Annotated in this window: 11 protein-coding genes, 1 tRNA gene and 1 riboswitch; of the genes, 9 read left to right on the plus strand and 3 right to left on the minus strand. The window is 64.1% G+C overall.

The annotated features are described in order from the left end of the window. Positions 1–42: 42 nt before the first annotated feature. Positions 43–975 (minus strand): hypothetical protein, encoded by a 933-nt coding sequence (locus ACN8M7_RS18020; RefSeq protein ID WP_490261665.1) that lies wholly within the window; start codon positions 973–975, stop codon positions 43–45. Continuing rightward, a complete protein-coding gene (locus ACN8M7_RS18025; protein ID WP_490261666.1) occupies positions 972–1,997 on the minus strand; it encodes an isopenicillin N synthase family dioxygenase in 1,026 nt (341 codons plus the stop codon). The genes ACN8M7_RS18020 and ACN8M7_RS18025 overlap by 4 nt, the downstream gene beginning before the upstream one ends. A gap of 332 nt (positions 1,998–2,329) precedes the next feature. Then, positions 2,330–2,429, plus strand: a riboswitch (guanidine-I (ykkC/yxkD leader). Between the two features lie 68 nt (positions 2,430–2,497). Between ACN8M7_RS18025 and ACN8M7_RS18030 the strand changes: the two genes are divergently transcribed. The 9 genes from ACN8M7_RS18030 (at position 2,498) to ACN8M7_RS18070 (ending at position 13,656) form a co-directional block, all read left to right on the plus strand. Further along, complete coding sequence (locus tag ACN8M7_RS18030; RefSeq protein WP_490261667.1) at positions 2,498–3,565, plus strand: putative urea ABC transporter substrate-binding protein; 1,068 nt, start codon at positions 2,498–2,500, stop codon at positions 3,563–3,565. 95 nt (positions 3,566–3,660) lie between these two features. Beyond that, positions 3,661–4,389, plus strand: coding sequence for an urea amidolyase associated protein UAAP1 (locus ACN8M7_RS18035; protein WP_490261668.1), 729 nt, complete (start codon positions 3,661–3,663; stop codon positions 4,387–4,389). A 10-nt stretch (positions 4,390–4,399) separates the two neighbouring features. Beyond that, positions 4,400–5,035, plus strand: a complete 636-nt coding sequence (locus ACN8M7_RS18040; protein WP_061242855.1) for an urea amidolyase associated protein UAAP2 — start codon at positions 4,400–4,402, stop codon at positions 5,033–5,035. A gap of 466 nt (positions 5,036–5,501) precedes the next feature. Next, positions 5,502–9,212 carry an urea carboxylase gene (gene uca / locus ACN8M7_RS18045; protein WP_490261669.1) on the plus strand — a complete coding sequence of 1,237 codons (3,711 nt, stop codon included), beginning with the start codon at positions 5,502–5,504 and terminating at the stop codon, positions 9,210–9,212. A gap of 648 nt (positions 9,213–9,860) precedes the next feature. Continuing rightward, a complete protein-coding gene (locus tag ACN8M7_RS18050) occupies positions 9,861–11,327 on the plus strand; it encodes a sensor domain-containing diguanylate cyclase (RefSeq protein WP_061242851.1) in 1,467 nt (488 codons plus the stop codon). Beyond that, positions 11,327–11,530: a cysteine-rich CWC family protein gene (locus ACN8M7_RS18055; RefSeq protein WP_061242849.1), complete on the plus strand. Its 204-nt coding sequence runs from the start codon at positions 11,327–11,329 to the stop codon at positions 11,528–11,530. The genes ACN8M7_RS18050 and ACN8M7_RS18055 overlap by 1 nt, the downstream gene beginning before the upstream one ends. 3 nt (positions 11,531–11,533) lie before the next feature. Continuing rightward, positions 11,534–12,226 carry a pseudouridine synthase gene (locus ACN8M7_RS18060; RefSeq protein ID WP_490261670.1) on the plus strand — a complete coding sequence of 231 codons (693 nt, stop codon included), beginning with the start codon at positions 11,534–11,536 and terminating at the stop codon, positions 12,224–12,226. 395 nt (positions 12,227–12,621) lie between these two features. After that, positions 12,622–13,509, plus strand: a complete 888-nt coding sequence (locus tag ACN8M7_RS18065) for an alpha/beta fold hydrolase (protein WP_490261671.1) — start codon at positions 12,622–12,624, stop codon at positions 13,507–13,509. 73 nt (positions 13,510–13,582) lie between these two features. Further along, positions 13,583–13,656: transfer RNA gene (locus ACN8M7_RS18070), tRNA-Gly, on the plus strand. A 25-nt stretch (positions 13,657–13,681) separates the two neighbouring features. Here ACN8M7_RS18070 and ACN8M7_RS18075 read toward each other — a convergent pair. Continuing rightward, a complete protein-coding gene (locus tag ACN8M7_RS18075; RefSeq protein ID WP_490261672.1) occupies positions 13,682–14,707 on the minus strand; it encodes a phage integrase in 1,026 nt (341 codons plus the stop codon). Between the last annotated feature and the right edge of the window lie 17 nt (positions 14,708–14,724).

Here is a 14,724-nt window from a genome sequence, read left to right on the forward strand (position 1 = left end):
GCGGCGAGCTTTTCAGCGGTGAATCAGGCGGTCAGCATCTGGCTAACTCAACACCTCGAGATACCGCGACAGCGTTTCGCCCTCCGCAGCGAACCAGCGTTGCGCCTGGTCGTTGCACGGCGTGGCGAGCTCTGCCCGCCAATTCGGCTCCAGCGTATCGATGATGAAAGTACGCACCACCTCACGCCCGTCGGCACGCTGCAGGTGCTGACGCACGTGCCCCGCCTCCAGCATCTCGAAGCCGTCCAGGGAAACGCCCTGCCCTACCCGCGCAGGCAGCGTGGACAGCGTCACCTGATAACGCCCCTGCTGATCGGCGTAGGCCAGCGAGGTCTCGCAACCGAACAATGCCGCCAGGGCAGCACCATCGCCGCGCGCACGCTGCGCCTGCTCGCGCAGTTGCAAGGCTGATTCACTCGGCTCGACCGCCCGCCCCTGCACCCAGCCGAGCTGTTCGCCACAGAGAATCAGGCCGCCGCCGCAATGCAGCACCTGGCCGCTTTGCGCGTCGCATTCCTCCAGCAGACGCAGGCCGATCAATGGTCCGCTGCTGGCCTGCAGACGCCAGTCCTCGATATAGGCGCCCGTGGTGCCGAACTCGATCATGCAGTTGCCGATGCGCTGCAACTGCGCCGGCTCCGGCCAGCGGTTGTGCAGCTGCAGAGACACACCACCGCGCCAGCTCAGGTAGCCATTCTCCCAGACGCTGTCGGCCAGCCAGCCTTCGTGATTGGCCAGCACGCGCAGCTCGGCGGCGTCGTAGTCGTGCCAGGCACGCGGCGGCAGCGCCGGTGCGTCCGGCAGGCGCAGGTCGATGGTGAAGCTGCGGCTCTGCAGCCAGTGCACCTGAGTGCGCTCGTCGCTGCGGCCATCGGCGAAGCTGATGGTTCGGCGGCGAAAGTGCCCAAGCATCCAGTCCGGCACACCACCCTCGGCACGCTGTGGGTAACGTGCTGCCAGTTGCAGCAGGTTCATGCCGTCACCTCCCGGCTGGCTGCGCCGAAGCTGGACAGGCCTGCCGTGCCATCGGGCAACTGCAGCGAACCATCCTCCAGGCGCTGGCGCAGGTAGCGAAAGGTCTGCGCCGTCTGCGCGAACAGGTGGTCGCCGCAACTCACCGGCGTGTACACCCGCTCACTACGCGGCGGCAGACCGGCAATCGGGGCGATACGCGTCGGGTAGTCACAGGCGCAGAACAATGGGAAGGCGAAACGCTCCTCGCTGACCTTGCGCACGCGATGCGAGGTGGCGACGAAATGGCCGTTGCTGAGCACCTCGAGCATGTCGCCGATATTGATCACGAAGGCGTCCTCGACTAGCGGAACATCGATCCACTGCCCGTCGCCGTTGAGCACCTGCAATCCTTCGGCAGTCGGTAGCAGGATGGTGAAGCACTCATAGTCGGTGTGCGCGCCGATGCCCGGGCGATCAGCCACCGGGTCGGGGTCGAGCGGGTAATGGATCATGCGCAACTGGCTGGTGGGATGCCGGGTGATGCCAGCGAAGCTGTCCTCGGCCAGCCCCAGGGCCAGGGCGAAACCGCGGAACAGCGTGTCGCCCAGCGCCAGCGCGGCGCGGTAGTAGGCGCTGACCGCGCGCTTGAAATCCGCCGAGTCCGGCCACTGCGTCGGCCCCAGCAGCGGGTAGACCTGGGCCGCCTCGGTGTAGTCGTAATTGACGTCGTAGGCTTCCTTCAGATCCTGGCTACCGCCGGCGAACTGCTCCTCGCCTTCCGGCACGTAGCCGCTGTGGTTGCTCGACTGGCCGATATAAAAACGCATCTTCTCCTCCAGCGGACGGGCGAAGAAACTGCGTGCCTGGTCGATCAGCCCGGCGCGCAGCTCGCGGGCAATACCGTGCCCGCTGATCTGCAGGAAGCCGACCTCGCGGGCAGCGCGGCCCAGCTCATCGGCAACGCGCTGGCGCTGAGCCAGGTCGTCGGCGTACAGGCCGGCAACGTCGACCAGAGGGATGGAGGTGAAATGGGTATGCGCCATGGCAATCTCCCTTGAACAAGTGAGTTACCTGGTCGTCCAGACGAGCAGCGGGCCGGGTCGTCCCGAGGGCGATCGCCTGCTCGCCCCTGCACAGGAGTCGATAGCGATTTCCATGCCATCACCATGGCGACAGCAACCGGCACTGCCAGCAACAAATCGCCCCGCAACGGTGCAAATCGCACCGCGCCAGCCCCATCAGGCAGCACGCAATCTGCCAGCTGCGCCGGCAGAGCGCCAAATCACGGGCCTGGGCGAGCTGGCACGCTATTCGCTAAAGCCTGAGTGTGCAGGTTTTCACCGGGGTTTCCCGGAATCGCGGCACCACAATTTGCGAAATGGATGACTAGGGTTCCGATCCGCGCAAGCGGGTGACTGGTCCGAGAGTCATCGACCTCCAGTGAGGTTACACGGCGGGATAAAAGCCCGGGAGAACGCGCCTTTCGAACGCATCGAAACGTGCCGCGACTCCTGCCCGTACTCATCAAGACTGGAGGTTCCAAATGCGCAAGTACCGTCTGCTCTCCTTCGCCGCTGCCGGTCTGGCCGCGGTGCTCAGCTTCAGCGCTCACGCCGAGAAGAAAGACAACTTCAGCGTCTGCTGGACGCTCTACGCTGGCTGGATGCCTTGGGGCCATGTCAGCACCTCCGGCATCATCGACAAATGGGCGAAGAAGTACGGCATCAACATCGATGTGGTGCAGCTCAACGACTACGTCGAGTCGATCAACCAGTACAGCGTCGGCCAGTTCGACGGCTGCACCATGACCAACATGGACGCCCTGACCATCCCCGCCGCCGGTGGCGTAGACAGCACCGCGCTGATCGTCGGCGACTACTCCAACGGCAACGATGGCCTGCTGATCAAGGGTGAAGGCAAGACCCTGGCCGATATCAAGGGCATGCAGGTGAACCTGGTGGAGCTGTCGGTTTCCCACTACTTCCTCGCCCGCGCTCTGGAAACCGCTGGCCTGAGCGAGCGCGACGTGACGGTGGTGAACACCTCCGATGCCGACATCATCGCCGCCTACTCCACCCCGAGCGTGCAGGCTGCCGCCACCTGGAACCCGATGCTCGCCGAGATCAAAGCCCAGCCCGGCAGCACCGAAGTGTTCGACTCGTCGAAGATTCCCGGCGAGATCCTCGACATGATGGTGGTCAACACCCAGACCCTGAAGGACAACCCGGACTTCGGCAAGGCCCTGGTCGGCGCCTGGTTCGAGATTCTCGAACTGATGCAGTCCGGCACGCCGGAAGCCACCGAAGCCCTGACCGACATGGCCAAGGCCTCCGGCACCGACCTGGCCGGTTTCCAGGCCCAGCTGGCGACCACCAAGCTGTTCTACACGCCGCAGGAAACCCTGGACTTCGTCACCAGCCCGGCCCTGCCGGAGACCATGACCAAGGTTGCCAACTTCAGCTTCGAACACGGCATCCTTGGTGAAGGCGCGCGCATCGCCGACGCCATCGGCATGACCTTCGCCGACGACGTGACTACCGGCGACAGCGCCAACATCAAGCTGCGTTTCGACCCGAGCTACATACAGATGGCCGTCGACGGCAAGCTCTGACGGGCAGCGCTAAAAGCCCGCCCTGAACCCCATCGCAACGATGATCAGGCGCCACTGCCGGCGCCTGACGACCAGGCTTTGATTCCGAGGTACCCATGACAACTGCCCCCACCCTGCGCGCCACCCTCTATGAGGAAACCCTTCCCGGCGGCGGCCACACCTCCTTCGTCCTCAAGCGCGGTCAACTGCTGCGCATGACCGATCTCGAAGGCGGCGCCAACGTCAGCCTGCTGCTGTTCAACGCCCTTGAGAAAAGCGAACGGCTGAACCTGCCGGACACCCTCAAGGGCCAGCACACCGCCAAGCTCACCACCGGCCACTGCCTGTACTCGGACATGGGCAAGGTACTCGCCGCCGTCACCGCCGACACCTGCGGCTGGCACGACAGCTTCGGCGGCGTGCTCAATGCCGAGGAAACGCTGGAGAAATATGGCCAGGGCCGCTACCAGGAACTGCGCAATGGCTTCTTCCGCAACGGCATGGACAACCTGCTGGTGGAAATGGGCAAGTGGGATCTGAACCTGCAAGACCTGTTGATGAACCTCAACCTGTTCAGCCGCGTGGATGTCGACGCCGAAGGCGCCTTCCACTTCCAGCCGAATAACAGCAAGGCCGGCGACTACATCGAGCTATACGCGCCGATGGACTGCCTGGTTGTGCTCACCGCCCTGCAGCACCCGATGGACCCCAACCCGCAGTACGCGCCCAAGCCCGTGCAGCTGAGCTGGAGCAAGGTCGCCAGCGACGGCATCAGCGTGCTCTGCCGCACCTCGCGCCCGGAGAACGGCCGCGCCTTCCACAACACCGAACGCCAGTACCTCTGAGGATGCCGACATGAGCCTGACCGCAAGCAACCTGCATCCCGAAACCGCCAGCTTCCGCCACACCATCCCGGCGGGCGAACCCTACCTGTTCGAGGTCAAGGCCGGGCAGACCCTGCGCCTGCATGATCTGGAAGGCAACCAGGCCATCGACACCCTGTTCTTCGCCGCCCGTAATCCGCGCGAGCGCTTCGACCCGCAACGCACCCTGCGCAAGCAGAACAAGGTCTACCTGAGCACCGGCACGGTGCTCTATTCCAACCTCGGCAAGCCGCTGTTGACCATAGTCGCCGACACCTGCGGCCGCCACGACACCCTCGGCGGCGCCTGCGCCCAGGAGAGCAACACCGTGCGCTACGCCCTGGACAAGCGCTACATGCACAGCTGCCGCGACAACTTCCTGCGCGCCAGCCTGCACGACGGTCGCCTGAGCAAGCGCGACATCGGCGCCAACATCAACTTCTTCATGAACGTTCCCGTAACGCCGGAGGGCGGCCTGACCTTCGAGGACGGCATCTCCGCCCCCGGCAAGTACGTGGAGCTGAAAGCCGAGACCGACGTGATCGTACTGATCTCCAACTGCCCGCAGCTGAACAACCCCTGCAACGGCTGGAACCCGACGCCCGCCGAAGTGCTGGTGTGGGATTGATGATTTTCCTGTGGGAAGGGCCGAGCGGCGTTTCGCTTCAGCCGCGACAGCCATTCAAGAGCTCGCGGCTAAAGCCCCTCCTACAGCAGTAGCCCGGATCGCATCCGGGCTGTGGGGCCGCAAGATCTGTAGGAGCGGCTTCAGCCGCGGTAACCCGCAGGGTGGATGTCGCTTTCTACATCCACCGGCTGCGCCGGTTCACGGCTGAAGCGGAACGCCGCCCGAGCGCTCCGACACAGGCATCACGCATCACCGGATTTCACCACGGACGACCGTGGCACATGACAAATGACGGCGGGACGGCCCGCCACCTTATACGAGGCAGAAGCAAAGCGTCGCGAGCGAACATCAGGCAAGGCGGCAGCCAGTGAGAAAGCGGAGTTTGCTGGAGCAAATGAGCATTTCGAACTGCCTGCCAACGCCGCATGGTGGAGCGCAGCAGCTTTGAACTGTCTCGGGAGCGGATATGTTCGAGAAACTTCTAATCGCCAACCGTGGCGCCATCGCCTGCCGCATCCTGCGCACCCTGCGTGAGCTGAACGTCGGTGGCGTGGCCGTGTACTCCGAAGCCGACGCCGCCAGCCTGCATATCCAGCAGGCCGATCAAGCCTTCTCCCTCGGCGACGGCCCGGCCGCGCAGACCTACCTGGTGGTCGACAAGATTCTCGCCGCTGCCAAAGCCAGCGGCGCCAAGGCCATTCACCCCGGTTATGGTTTTCTCTCCGAAAACGCGGCCTTCGCCGAAGCCTGCGAAGCGGCCGGCATCGCCTTCGTCGGCCCAACACCAGAACAGCTGCGCGTCTTCGGCCTCAAGCACACGGCCCGCGCCCTGGCCAAACAGCATGGCGTGCCGATGCTCGAAGGCACCGAGCTGCTGGAAAACCTCGACGCCGCGCTCAAGGCCGGTGAACAGGTCGGCTACCCGGTGATGCTGAAAAGCACCGCCGGCGGTGGTGGCATCGGCATGCGCGTGTGCCGCTCGGCAGCAGAACTCTCCGAGGCCTTCGAGGCGGTCAAGCGTCTGGGGCAGAACAACTTCAGCGACTCAGGCGTATTTATCGAGAAATACATCCAGCGCGCCCGCCACCTGGAAGTGCAGGTGTTCGGCGACGGCCAGGGCGAGGTGCTCGCCCTCGGCGTGCGCGACTGCTCGGTGCAGCGGCGCAACCAGAAGGTGCTGGAGGAAACCCCGGCACCCAACCTGCCCGCCGGCATGGCCGATGAACTGTGCGCCGCCGCGATCAAGCTGGCCAAGGCGGTGAATTACCGCAGCGCCGGCACCGTCGAATTCGTCTACGACAGCGAGGCCGAGCGCTTCTACTTCCTGGAAGTGAACACCCGCCTGCAGGTCGAGCACGGCGTCACCGAACAGGTGTGGGGCGTCGACCTGGTGCGCTGGATGATCGAGCTGGCGGCTGGCGACCTGGCGCCGCTCGGCGAATTGGCCGCACGCCTGCAGCCCAGTGGCCACGCCATCCAGGCCCGCCTTTACGCCGAAGACCCGGGCCGCGACTTCCAGCCCAGCCCCGGCCTGCTCACCGCCGTGCAGTTTCCCGAAGCCGACGGCAAGGCCCTGCGCATCGACACCTGGGTCGAGGCCGGTTGCGAGATTCCGCCCTACTTCGACCCGATGATCGCCAAGCTGATCACCTGGGCGCCGACCCGCGAACAGGCCAGCGCCGCACTGGATCAGGCGCTGGCAGGCACCCTGCTGTACGGCGTGGAATGCAACCGCGACTACCTACGCCAGATCCTCACTGACGCGCCGTTCGCCAGCGGCTCACCGTGGACGCGCTGCCTGGAGAATCTGGTTTACCAGGCCAGCACCTTCGAGGTGCTCAGCGCCGGCACCCAGACCAGTGTGCAGGACTTCCCCGGCCGCCTCGGCTACTGGGCAGTAGGCGTACCGCCATCCGGGCCGATGGATGACCGCGCGCTGCGCCTGGGCAATCGCCTGCTGGGTAACGCAGAAGGCGCCGCCGGCCTGGAAATCACCATGAGCGGCCCGAGCCTGCGCTTCAACTGCGATGCCATGCTGGCCGTCACCGGCGCCGAGATACCGCTAAGCGTCGATGGCGTGCAGCAACCAATGAACACCGCGCTGCTGGTCAAGGCCGGCAGCACCCTGGCCCTCGGCACCATCGCGGGTGCTGGCGCGCGCAGCTACCTGAGCATCCGTGGCGGCATCCAGGTGCCGGACTACCTGGGCAGCAAGAGCACCTTCACCCTCGGCCAGTTCGGCGGCCATGGCGGCCGCGCCCTGCGTGCCGGTGACGTGCTGCACCTGCTGCCGCTCGATAGCCGTGAGGCCGGCGCACAACTGCCCGCCGAACTCTGCCCGGCCCTGCCGGCGGTGCGCGAACTGCGGGTGATCTACGGCCCGCACGGCGCGCCGGAATACTTCACGCCCGCCTATGTCGACAACTTCCTCGCCACCGACTGGGAAGTGCACTTCAACTCCAGCCGCACCGGCGTGCGCCTGATCGGTCCAAAACCGGAATGGGTGCGCGACAGTGGCGGCGAAGCCGGCCTGCACCCGTCCAACATCCACGACAACCCCTACGCCATCGGCGCGGTGGATTTTACCGGCGACATGCCGGTGATCCTCGGACCGGACGGCCCCAGCCTGGGCGGTTTCGTCTGCCTGGTAACCATCATCGAGGCCGACCTGTGGCAGCTCGGCCAACTCAAGGCCGGCGACAAGGTACGCTTCGTGCCAGTGGATATCGCTTCGGCACGAGAGCTAGCCAAAGCCAGTGCCAACGAATGCAACACTCTCCGTGGGAACGGCCGGGCGGCGCTCCGCTTCAGCCGCGATGCAGGCGGCAGCGTAATCGCGGATAAATCCGCTCCTACAGGTGCGACCGTAGCCCGGATGCAATCCGGGGATATCGCAGCACCTGAACCCCGGATTGCATCCGGGCTGCAAAGTCCTATCGTCCTCGACCTCGGCGAAGGTGACACCCGCCTGGTCGCGCGCCTGTCCGGCGACACCCATCTGCTGCTGGAAATTGGCCAGCCCGAGCTCGATCTGGTGCTGCGTTTCCGCGGCCACGCGCTGATGCAGGCATTGCAAGCCAAGCAGCTCGACGGCGTGATCGACCTCACCCCCGGCATCCGTTCGCTGCAGCTGCACTACCAACCGGAAACCCTGGCGCTGCAGACGCTGCTCGACATCGTCGCCGGCGAGTGGGACGCCGTCTGCGCCGCGCAAGACCTGCGCGTGCCGTCGCGTATCGTCCACCTGCCGCTGTCCTGGGACGACCCGGCCTGCCAGCTGGCCATCGACAAGTACATGACCACCGTGCGCAAGGACGCGCCCTGGTGCCCGAGCAACCTGGAATTCATCCGCCGCATCAACGACCTACCAAATCTGGACGAGGTCTACCGCACGGTGTTCGACGCCAGCTACCTGGTCATGGGCCTGGGCGACGTCTACCTCGGTGCGCCGGTGGCTACCCCGCTCGATCCGCGCCACCGCCTGGTCACCACCAAGTACAACCCGGCGCGCACCTGGACGGCGGAAAACTCCGTCGGCATCGGCGGCGCCTACATGTGCGTGTACGGCATGGAAGGCCCCGGCGGCTACCAGTTCGTCGGCCGCACCCTGCAGATGTGGAACCGCTACCGCGCGGTCGAGGCCTTCGACGGCAAGCCGTGGCTGCTGCGCTTCTTCGACCAGATCCGCTTCTACCCGGTCTCGGCCGACGAGCTGCTGCGCATCCGCCGCGACTTCCCGCTGGGCCGCTACCCGCTGCACATCGAACAGAGCGAACTGGCGCTGGCCGACTATCAGCAGTTTCTCGATGACGAAGCCGAGGGCATCGCCGCCTTCCGCCAGCAGCAGCGCGCCGCCTTCGACGCCGAACGTCAGCGCTGGATCGACAACGGCCAGGCCCACTTCGAGGTCGAAGAGGCCGCGCCCGAACAGGACGAGGATGCGCCACTGGCCGCCGGCCAACACGCCATCGAAAGCCATGTAGCGGGCAACCTCTGGCAGGTGCAGGTCGAGGCCGGCACCCAGGTGCAGGCCGGCGACGTGCTGGTGATCCTCGAGTCGATGAAGATGGAGATCCCACTGACCGCGCCAATGGCCGGTACCGTGCGCGAAGTGCGCGTGCAACCGGGTTCGCCGGTGCGTGCCGGGCAGCGCGTGGTGGTGCTTGAAGAAGCCTGAAAAGCTCGCCGCTAAAGCGCCTCCCACAGGACCTGACCAGTCCTTGCGGGAGGCGTTCTCCCCACGACCAGCAGCGCCCCACAGGAGCGGCTGGTCGGCATTCCCTTACAGCCTCGATACACCAGCGCCCCCAAGACCACTAACACCTTGTAGGAGCGGCTTCAGCCGCGATCTCGCCAAAGCCCCAAGCGCCCGCTGTGGGAGGGGCTTTAGCCGCGACTGCTTCGACAAGCTCGCCGCTAAAGCGCCTCCCACAGGACCTGACCAGTCCTTGCGGGAGGCGCTCTCCCCACGACCAGCAGCGCTCCATAGGAGCGGCTGGTCGGCATTCCCTTACAGCCGCGATATACCAGCGCCCCCAAGACCACCCACACCTTGTAGGAGCGGCTTCAGCCGCGATCTCACCAAAGCCCCAAGCGCCCCCTGTGGGAGGGGCTTCAGCCGCGACAACCTCATGCCCCACCGCAATACCGGCAACTCCAATCGCGGATAAATCCGCTCCTACATAGCCCCGTAGCCCGGATGCAATCCGGGAACCCTCCCCCCAGACATTCGCAACCGATAAACAGCGCCGATTGTGATCACAACTGGCGCTATCCCCTTCCGGCAAGCTAGCATCACGCCATCCACCCGCTCCCGGATTCTCCCATGCCCTTGCGCCCCAAAAGGCACACGCAAACCTCGTTGGTGTTACTGCTCCTGTTCCTGCTCGGTAGCGGCTTTCTCACCACCTCGCTGCTGAGCTACTACGCCTCGCGCGACTCGATCCGCGACAGCATCATCAACACCGAACTGCCGCTGACCTCCGACACCGTCTATTCGGAAATCCAGAAAGACCTGGTACGCCCCACGCTCATCTCTTCGATGATGGCCCGCGACACCTTCCTGCGTGACTGGGTGCTGGCCGGCGAGCAGGACACCGAGCAGATGACCCGCTACCTACGCGAAGTGCAGGAGCATTACGGCGCCTTCACCAGCTTCTTCGTCTCCGACAAGAGCAGCGTCTACTACCAGTCCAAGGGCGTGCTGAAGAAGGTCAAACCGAACGAGCCACGCGACGTTTGGTACTACCGCGTGCGCATGCTGCCGGAGCCCTATGAAATCAATGTCGACGTCGACATGGCCAACGCCGACCGCCTGACCATCTTCATCAACTACAAGGTGCTCGACTACGAGGGCAACTTCATCGGCGCTGCCGGCGTCGGCCTGGCCGTCGATGCGGTGGTCAAGCTGATCGATGAATACCAGCAGCGCTACTCGCGCAGCGTCTACTTCGTCGACACCACCGGGCGCATCACCCTCACCGGCGCCCAGGGCGGGCCGCTGGGCGCCAAGGTCGGCGACAAACTGGTCGACATCCCCGGTCTGGAAAACCTGATGGAGAAACTGCCAACGCCGCAGAGTGGCCAGTTCGAGTATCAGGAACAGGGCCACGAACACTTCCTCAACGTGCGCTACATCCCCGAACTGGAGTGGTACCTGTTCGTCGACAAGCACGACAAGGCCCTGGCCGGCATCCGCCAAGGGCTCTACATCAACCTGCTGCTGTGCCTGCTGGTCACCAGCATCGTCCTTGTCCTGGTCAACCTGGCGATTCGTCGATACCAGCAGCGCATCGAGGCCCTGGCCACCACCGACAGCCTCACCGAGCTGCCCAACCGCCGTGGCTTTGACATCCTCGCCGAACAGGCCCTGCAGGAAGCGCAGCGCGACACCAGCCCGCTGTGCGCCGTACTGCTGGATCTGGACAACTTCAAGTCGATCAACGACCAGTACGGTCATCTGGCCGGCGACGAAGTGCTGCAACGCTTCGCTCAGCAACTGCGCGAGCGGCTGCGTCAGTCCGACATTCTCTGCCGCTGGGGTGGCGAAGAATTCATCCTGCTGCTGAAAAACACCGACCGCCAGGCCGCCCATGACCTGGCCGAAAAACTGCGCCAGCAATGCGCCGAACAGCGCTATCAGGTCGAAGGCCAGACCTTGCAGGTCACCGTCAGCCTCGGCCTCAGCCAGTGGCAAGCCGGCGAAAGCCTGCACGCCCTGCTCGGCCGCACCGACCGCGCGTTGTACCGCGCCAAGCAGGCCGGGCGCGACCGCGTCTGCGTCGATAACTGATGGACACCCAACGCTGCCCGCTATGCGGCAAGGCCAACCAGTGCAGTGTCGCCGCCGGCCGCGACGAACCCTGCTGGTGTTTCGAGGCACAGATCGACCCGGCCGCGCTGCAGCGTCTGACACCCGAGCAACGTGACCAGGCCTGCCTGTGCCCCGCCTGCGCCGGCGTGCAGGATGCAGTCGAGCGCGGCGAGCAGCACTGAGCCATGCGCCTGGATCGCTTCCTCAGTAACCTCCCCCGCTTCAGCCGCCAGGACAGCCGACTGCTGATCAGTGCCGGACGCCTGCGTGTGGACGGTGCGGTGGTGCACGACCCGCGCTTCGACGTACGCGACTTCCAGCGCGTCGAGCTGGATGACGAACTGCTGCAGGCCGGGCGCAGTGCGCGCTACTGGATGCTGCACAAACCGGTCGGCGTGGTCAGCGCCACCGAGCACGACGAACACCGCACCGTACTCGACCTGCTCGACGAGCCGGACAAACACGAGCTGCACCTGGCCGGCCGCCTCGACCTGAACACCAGCGGCCTGCTGCTGATCACCAACGACGGGCGCTGGTCGCGGCGTATCACCCAGCCGCAGCAACGCAAGCCCAAGGTCTACCACGTCACTACCGACCAGCCGATCACCACCGAGTACGCCGAGGTCTTCGCACGCGGCCTGTACTTCGCCTTCGAAGACCTCACCACCCTGCCCGCCCAGCTCGACGTGCTGAGCAGCTACGAAGCCCGCCTGACCCTGTTCGAAGGCCGCTACCACCAGGTCAAGCGCATGTTCGGCCACTTCCGCAACCGCGTCGTCGCCCTGCACCGCGAAAGCATGGGCGATATCGTTCTCGATCCGCAGCTCGCCCCGGGCCAATACCGCGCCCTGACGGATGCGGAAATCGCCAGCGTTTGATCGTCATCCTGCGCCGGAATCTGACTACCCGACCAACGGTCAGCTCAATCGTCCATAAAGATGTGACTCGGCCTTGCATGGCTGCAAGGGAGCTGCTTGAATCGAATCACAAGTCTTTGCGTGACTGATCGGTCACAGCTAGACGGATGAAAATGTTTTTCGGTTGCTGGTGCTCTGCACCGACTGGATTCCTGCCTGGTAACACCGCCCTCTCCCGGCCCTCGAAAAGGCCTGGAGCGCTCGCCTGTTTCGATCCTAACTGATTGAAATTCCTAGACTTATAAGAATCTCCAGCCTGACATCAAGCTGTCACGCTCAGGCGCTTTTCTAACTGCTCAAAACAACGCGAACGGTTGCCCGCTCGTCTTGACACACTTGCGCCAGGAGGAAACGACATGAGGCCAGAAACCGCAGTCGTCGAGATCAACAGGAAGCACAAGGTACACACGGAGTTCTACGGCAACCCGGCAGCAAGCAAGACCATCATCCTGGTCAATGGCTCTCTGGCGACCACGGCCTCGTTCGCGCAAACGGTCAAGTACCTGCAACCACAGTACAACGTGGTGGCCTTCGACCTGCCCTACGCCGGCCAGTCGAAACCGCACAACAGCGATTTCACGCCCATCACCAAGGAAGATGAAGCGGCGATCCTGCTGAAGCTGATCGACCACTACGGCGCCAACTACCTGATGTCCTTCTCCTGGGGTGGCGTCGCTTCCATGCTCGCCATGGCCCAACGCCCGGCGACGCTGGAGAAGGCAGCCATCTGCTCCTTCTCACCGATCCTCAACGTGCCGATGCTCGACTACCTGCACAAAGGCTTGCGCTTCCTCGGCTCGATAGACCGCGACAACGTCGCCCTGCTGGTCAACAGCACCATCGGCAAGCACCTGCCGTCGCTGTTCAAGCGCTTCAACCACAAGCACATCAGCACCCTGGACGAGCACGAGTACCGGCAGATGTACACGCACATCAAGCAAGTGCTGAACATGGAAGCGAACTGCAGCAAGGAATGCCTGCAGGCCATCGACATTCCGCTGGTATTCGTCAACGGCGACCGTGACGAATACACCTCAGTGGAAGACGCCTGCCTGTTCGCCCAGCACATCGACCACGCCCAGTTCGCCGTGATCGACGACGCCGGCCACTTCCTCGACATGGAACACAAGGCCGCCTGGCTGCAGACCCAACGCGTGCTGCTGGACTTCTTCAACGCCCCCAGCCGGCGCCTGCAACTGCCGGTCAAAGGCGACCTGCGCGACCTCCAGGCGATAGCGGTATGACGGGCACCGAGCGCAAAGCGGATACGCTTTGCGCTTCATTTCCGCCGCCGCTTCCGGTATAAAGGCACCCGCTGCGGGTGTCGTATAATGGTAATACCCTAGCTTCCCAAGCTAGAGCCGTGGGTTCGATTCCCATCACCCGCTCCAAAATCGCAGCTTTAAGGCCCTGTTTTTACAGGGCTTTTTCGTTTCCGGGTTTCGGAAGTGTCGATAAAGTGTCGAAGATGGGATTCAGCCGAACCGCGTCCTGCAGGTGATCGGGCGACAAGTGTGCATAGCGCATGGTCATCGTCACCGAGGAGTGTCCCAGGACCTTCTGCAGCGTGAGGATGTTGCCACCGGCCATAACGAAGTGACTGGCGAACGTGTGCCGCAGAACATGCGTGGCTTGTCCGGCCGGCAGCGTGATCGACGTCGATTGCAGCACTCGACTGAAATGCCGGATGCAGTTCGGGAAGGCTCCGTATTCCTTGAAGTAGTCCAACAGCATTCGCTCCAGGGCCGGCGCGATCGGCACGGTTCGGGTGCGTCTCGACTTGGTATTGGCGAAGGTCACCGCGCCATTCTTCACCCTGGATGGCACCAGCCCCTGAGCCTCTCCCCAACGTGCCCCGGTGGCCAAGCAGACGCGAGCGATCAGCGCCATATGCGTGCAGTTCGGGTAGTTGTCGAAGGCGTGCAACAGCTCGGTTATCTGTTCCTGGGTGAGATACGACAGCGGGCGTTCCTGCAGGCGTAACGGACGCACCTTGGCCAACGGGTTCGGGTAGTCGATATCGCCCAGGCGATGCAGCTCGTTGAATACCGACTTCACGTAGCCCAGGCGATTGTTCAGCGTCTTGCCGTTGATGCCTTCAGCCAGCAGCTTGCCCCGCAGAGTGCAGAACTGGTCAGCGGTGAACTTGACCGCTATCGGGTCGCCCAGGTCGCGGGCGATGTTCCGCAGCACATGCTTCAAGCGCTTGCAGTCTGCCAGGGTGTGGCCGTGCAGATCGTAGTAGCGGGTGAACACCTCAGAGAGCTTGCGGCGATCCTTTGGCTTGGGCGCCCAGTCGGGTGTTTCCATCACCTTGGCCCTGCAGGCGACCTCAAACCGTTGCGCCTCACCCTTGGTCTTGAACGTCTTACGGAAGCGACGGCCCTTGATGGGTTCTACATCAACCTTCCAGCGGCCATCCGGTAGCTGATCAATTGCCATGATGTCGGCCCCGGCCA

Source organism: Pseudomonas spartinae (assembly GCF_965197125.1).
Lineage (GTDB): Bacteria > Pseudomonadota > Gammaproteobacteria > Pseudomonadales > Pseudomonadaceae > Aquipseudomonas > Aquipseudomonas composti_A.

Bases quoted from the DNA above. Each gene is read 5' to 3' on its own strand.
- ACN8M7_RS18020 (WP_490261665.1), bottom strand. From the start codon at position 975: ATGAACCTGCTGCAACTGGCAGCACGTTACCCACAGCGTGCCGAGGGT.
- ACN8M7_RS18025 (WP_490261666.1), bottom strand. From the start codon at position 1,997: ATGGCGCATACCCATTTCACCTCCATCCCTCTGGTCGACGTTGCCGGC.
- ACN8M7_RS18030 (WP_490261667.1), top strand. From the start codon at position 2,498: ATGCGCAAGTACCGTCTGCTCTCCTTCGCCGCTGCCGGTCTGGCCGCG.
- ACN8M7_RS18035 (WP_490261668.1), top strand. From the start codon at position 3,661: ATGACAACTGCCCCCACCCTGCGCGCCACCCTCTATGAGGAAACCCTT.
- ACN8M7_RS18040 (WP_061242855.1), top strand. From the start codon at position 4,400: ATGAGCCTGACCGCAAGCAACCTGCATCCCGAAACCGCCAGCTTCCGC.
- uca (WP_490261669.1), top strand. From the start codon at position 5,502: ATGTTCGAGAAACTTCTAATCGCCAACCGTGGCGCCATCGCCTGCCGC.
- ACN8M7_RS18050 (WP_061242851.1), top strand. From the start codon at position 9,861: ATGCCCTTGCGCCCCAAAAGGCACACGCAAACCTCGTTGGTGTTACTG.
- ACN8M7_RS18055 (WP_061242849.1), top strand. From the start codon at position 11,327: ATGGACACCCAACGCTGCCCGCTATGCGGCAAGGCCAACCAGTGCAGT.
- ACN8M7_RS18060 (WP_490261670.1), top strand. From the start codon at position 11,534: ATGCGCCTGGATCGCTTCCTCAGTAACCTCCCCCGCTTCAGCCGCCAG.
- ACN8M7_RS18065 (WP_490261671.1), top strand. From the start codon at position 12,622: ATGAGGCCAGAAACCGCAGTCGTCGAGATCAACAGGAAGCACAAGGTA.
- ACN8M7_RS18075 (WP_490261672.1), bottom strand. From the start codon at position 14,707: ATGGCAATTGATCAGCTACCGGATGGCCGCTGGAAGGTTGATGTAGAA.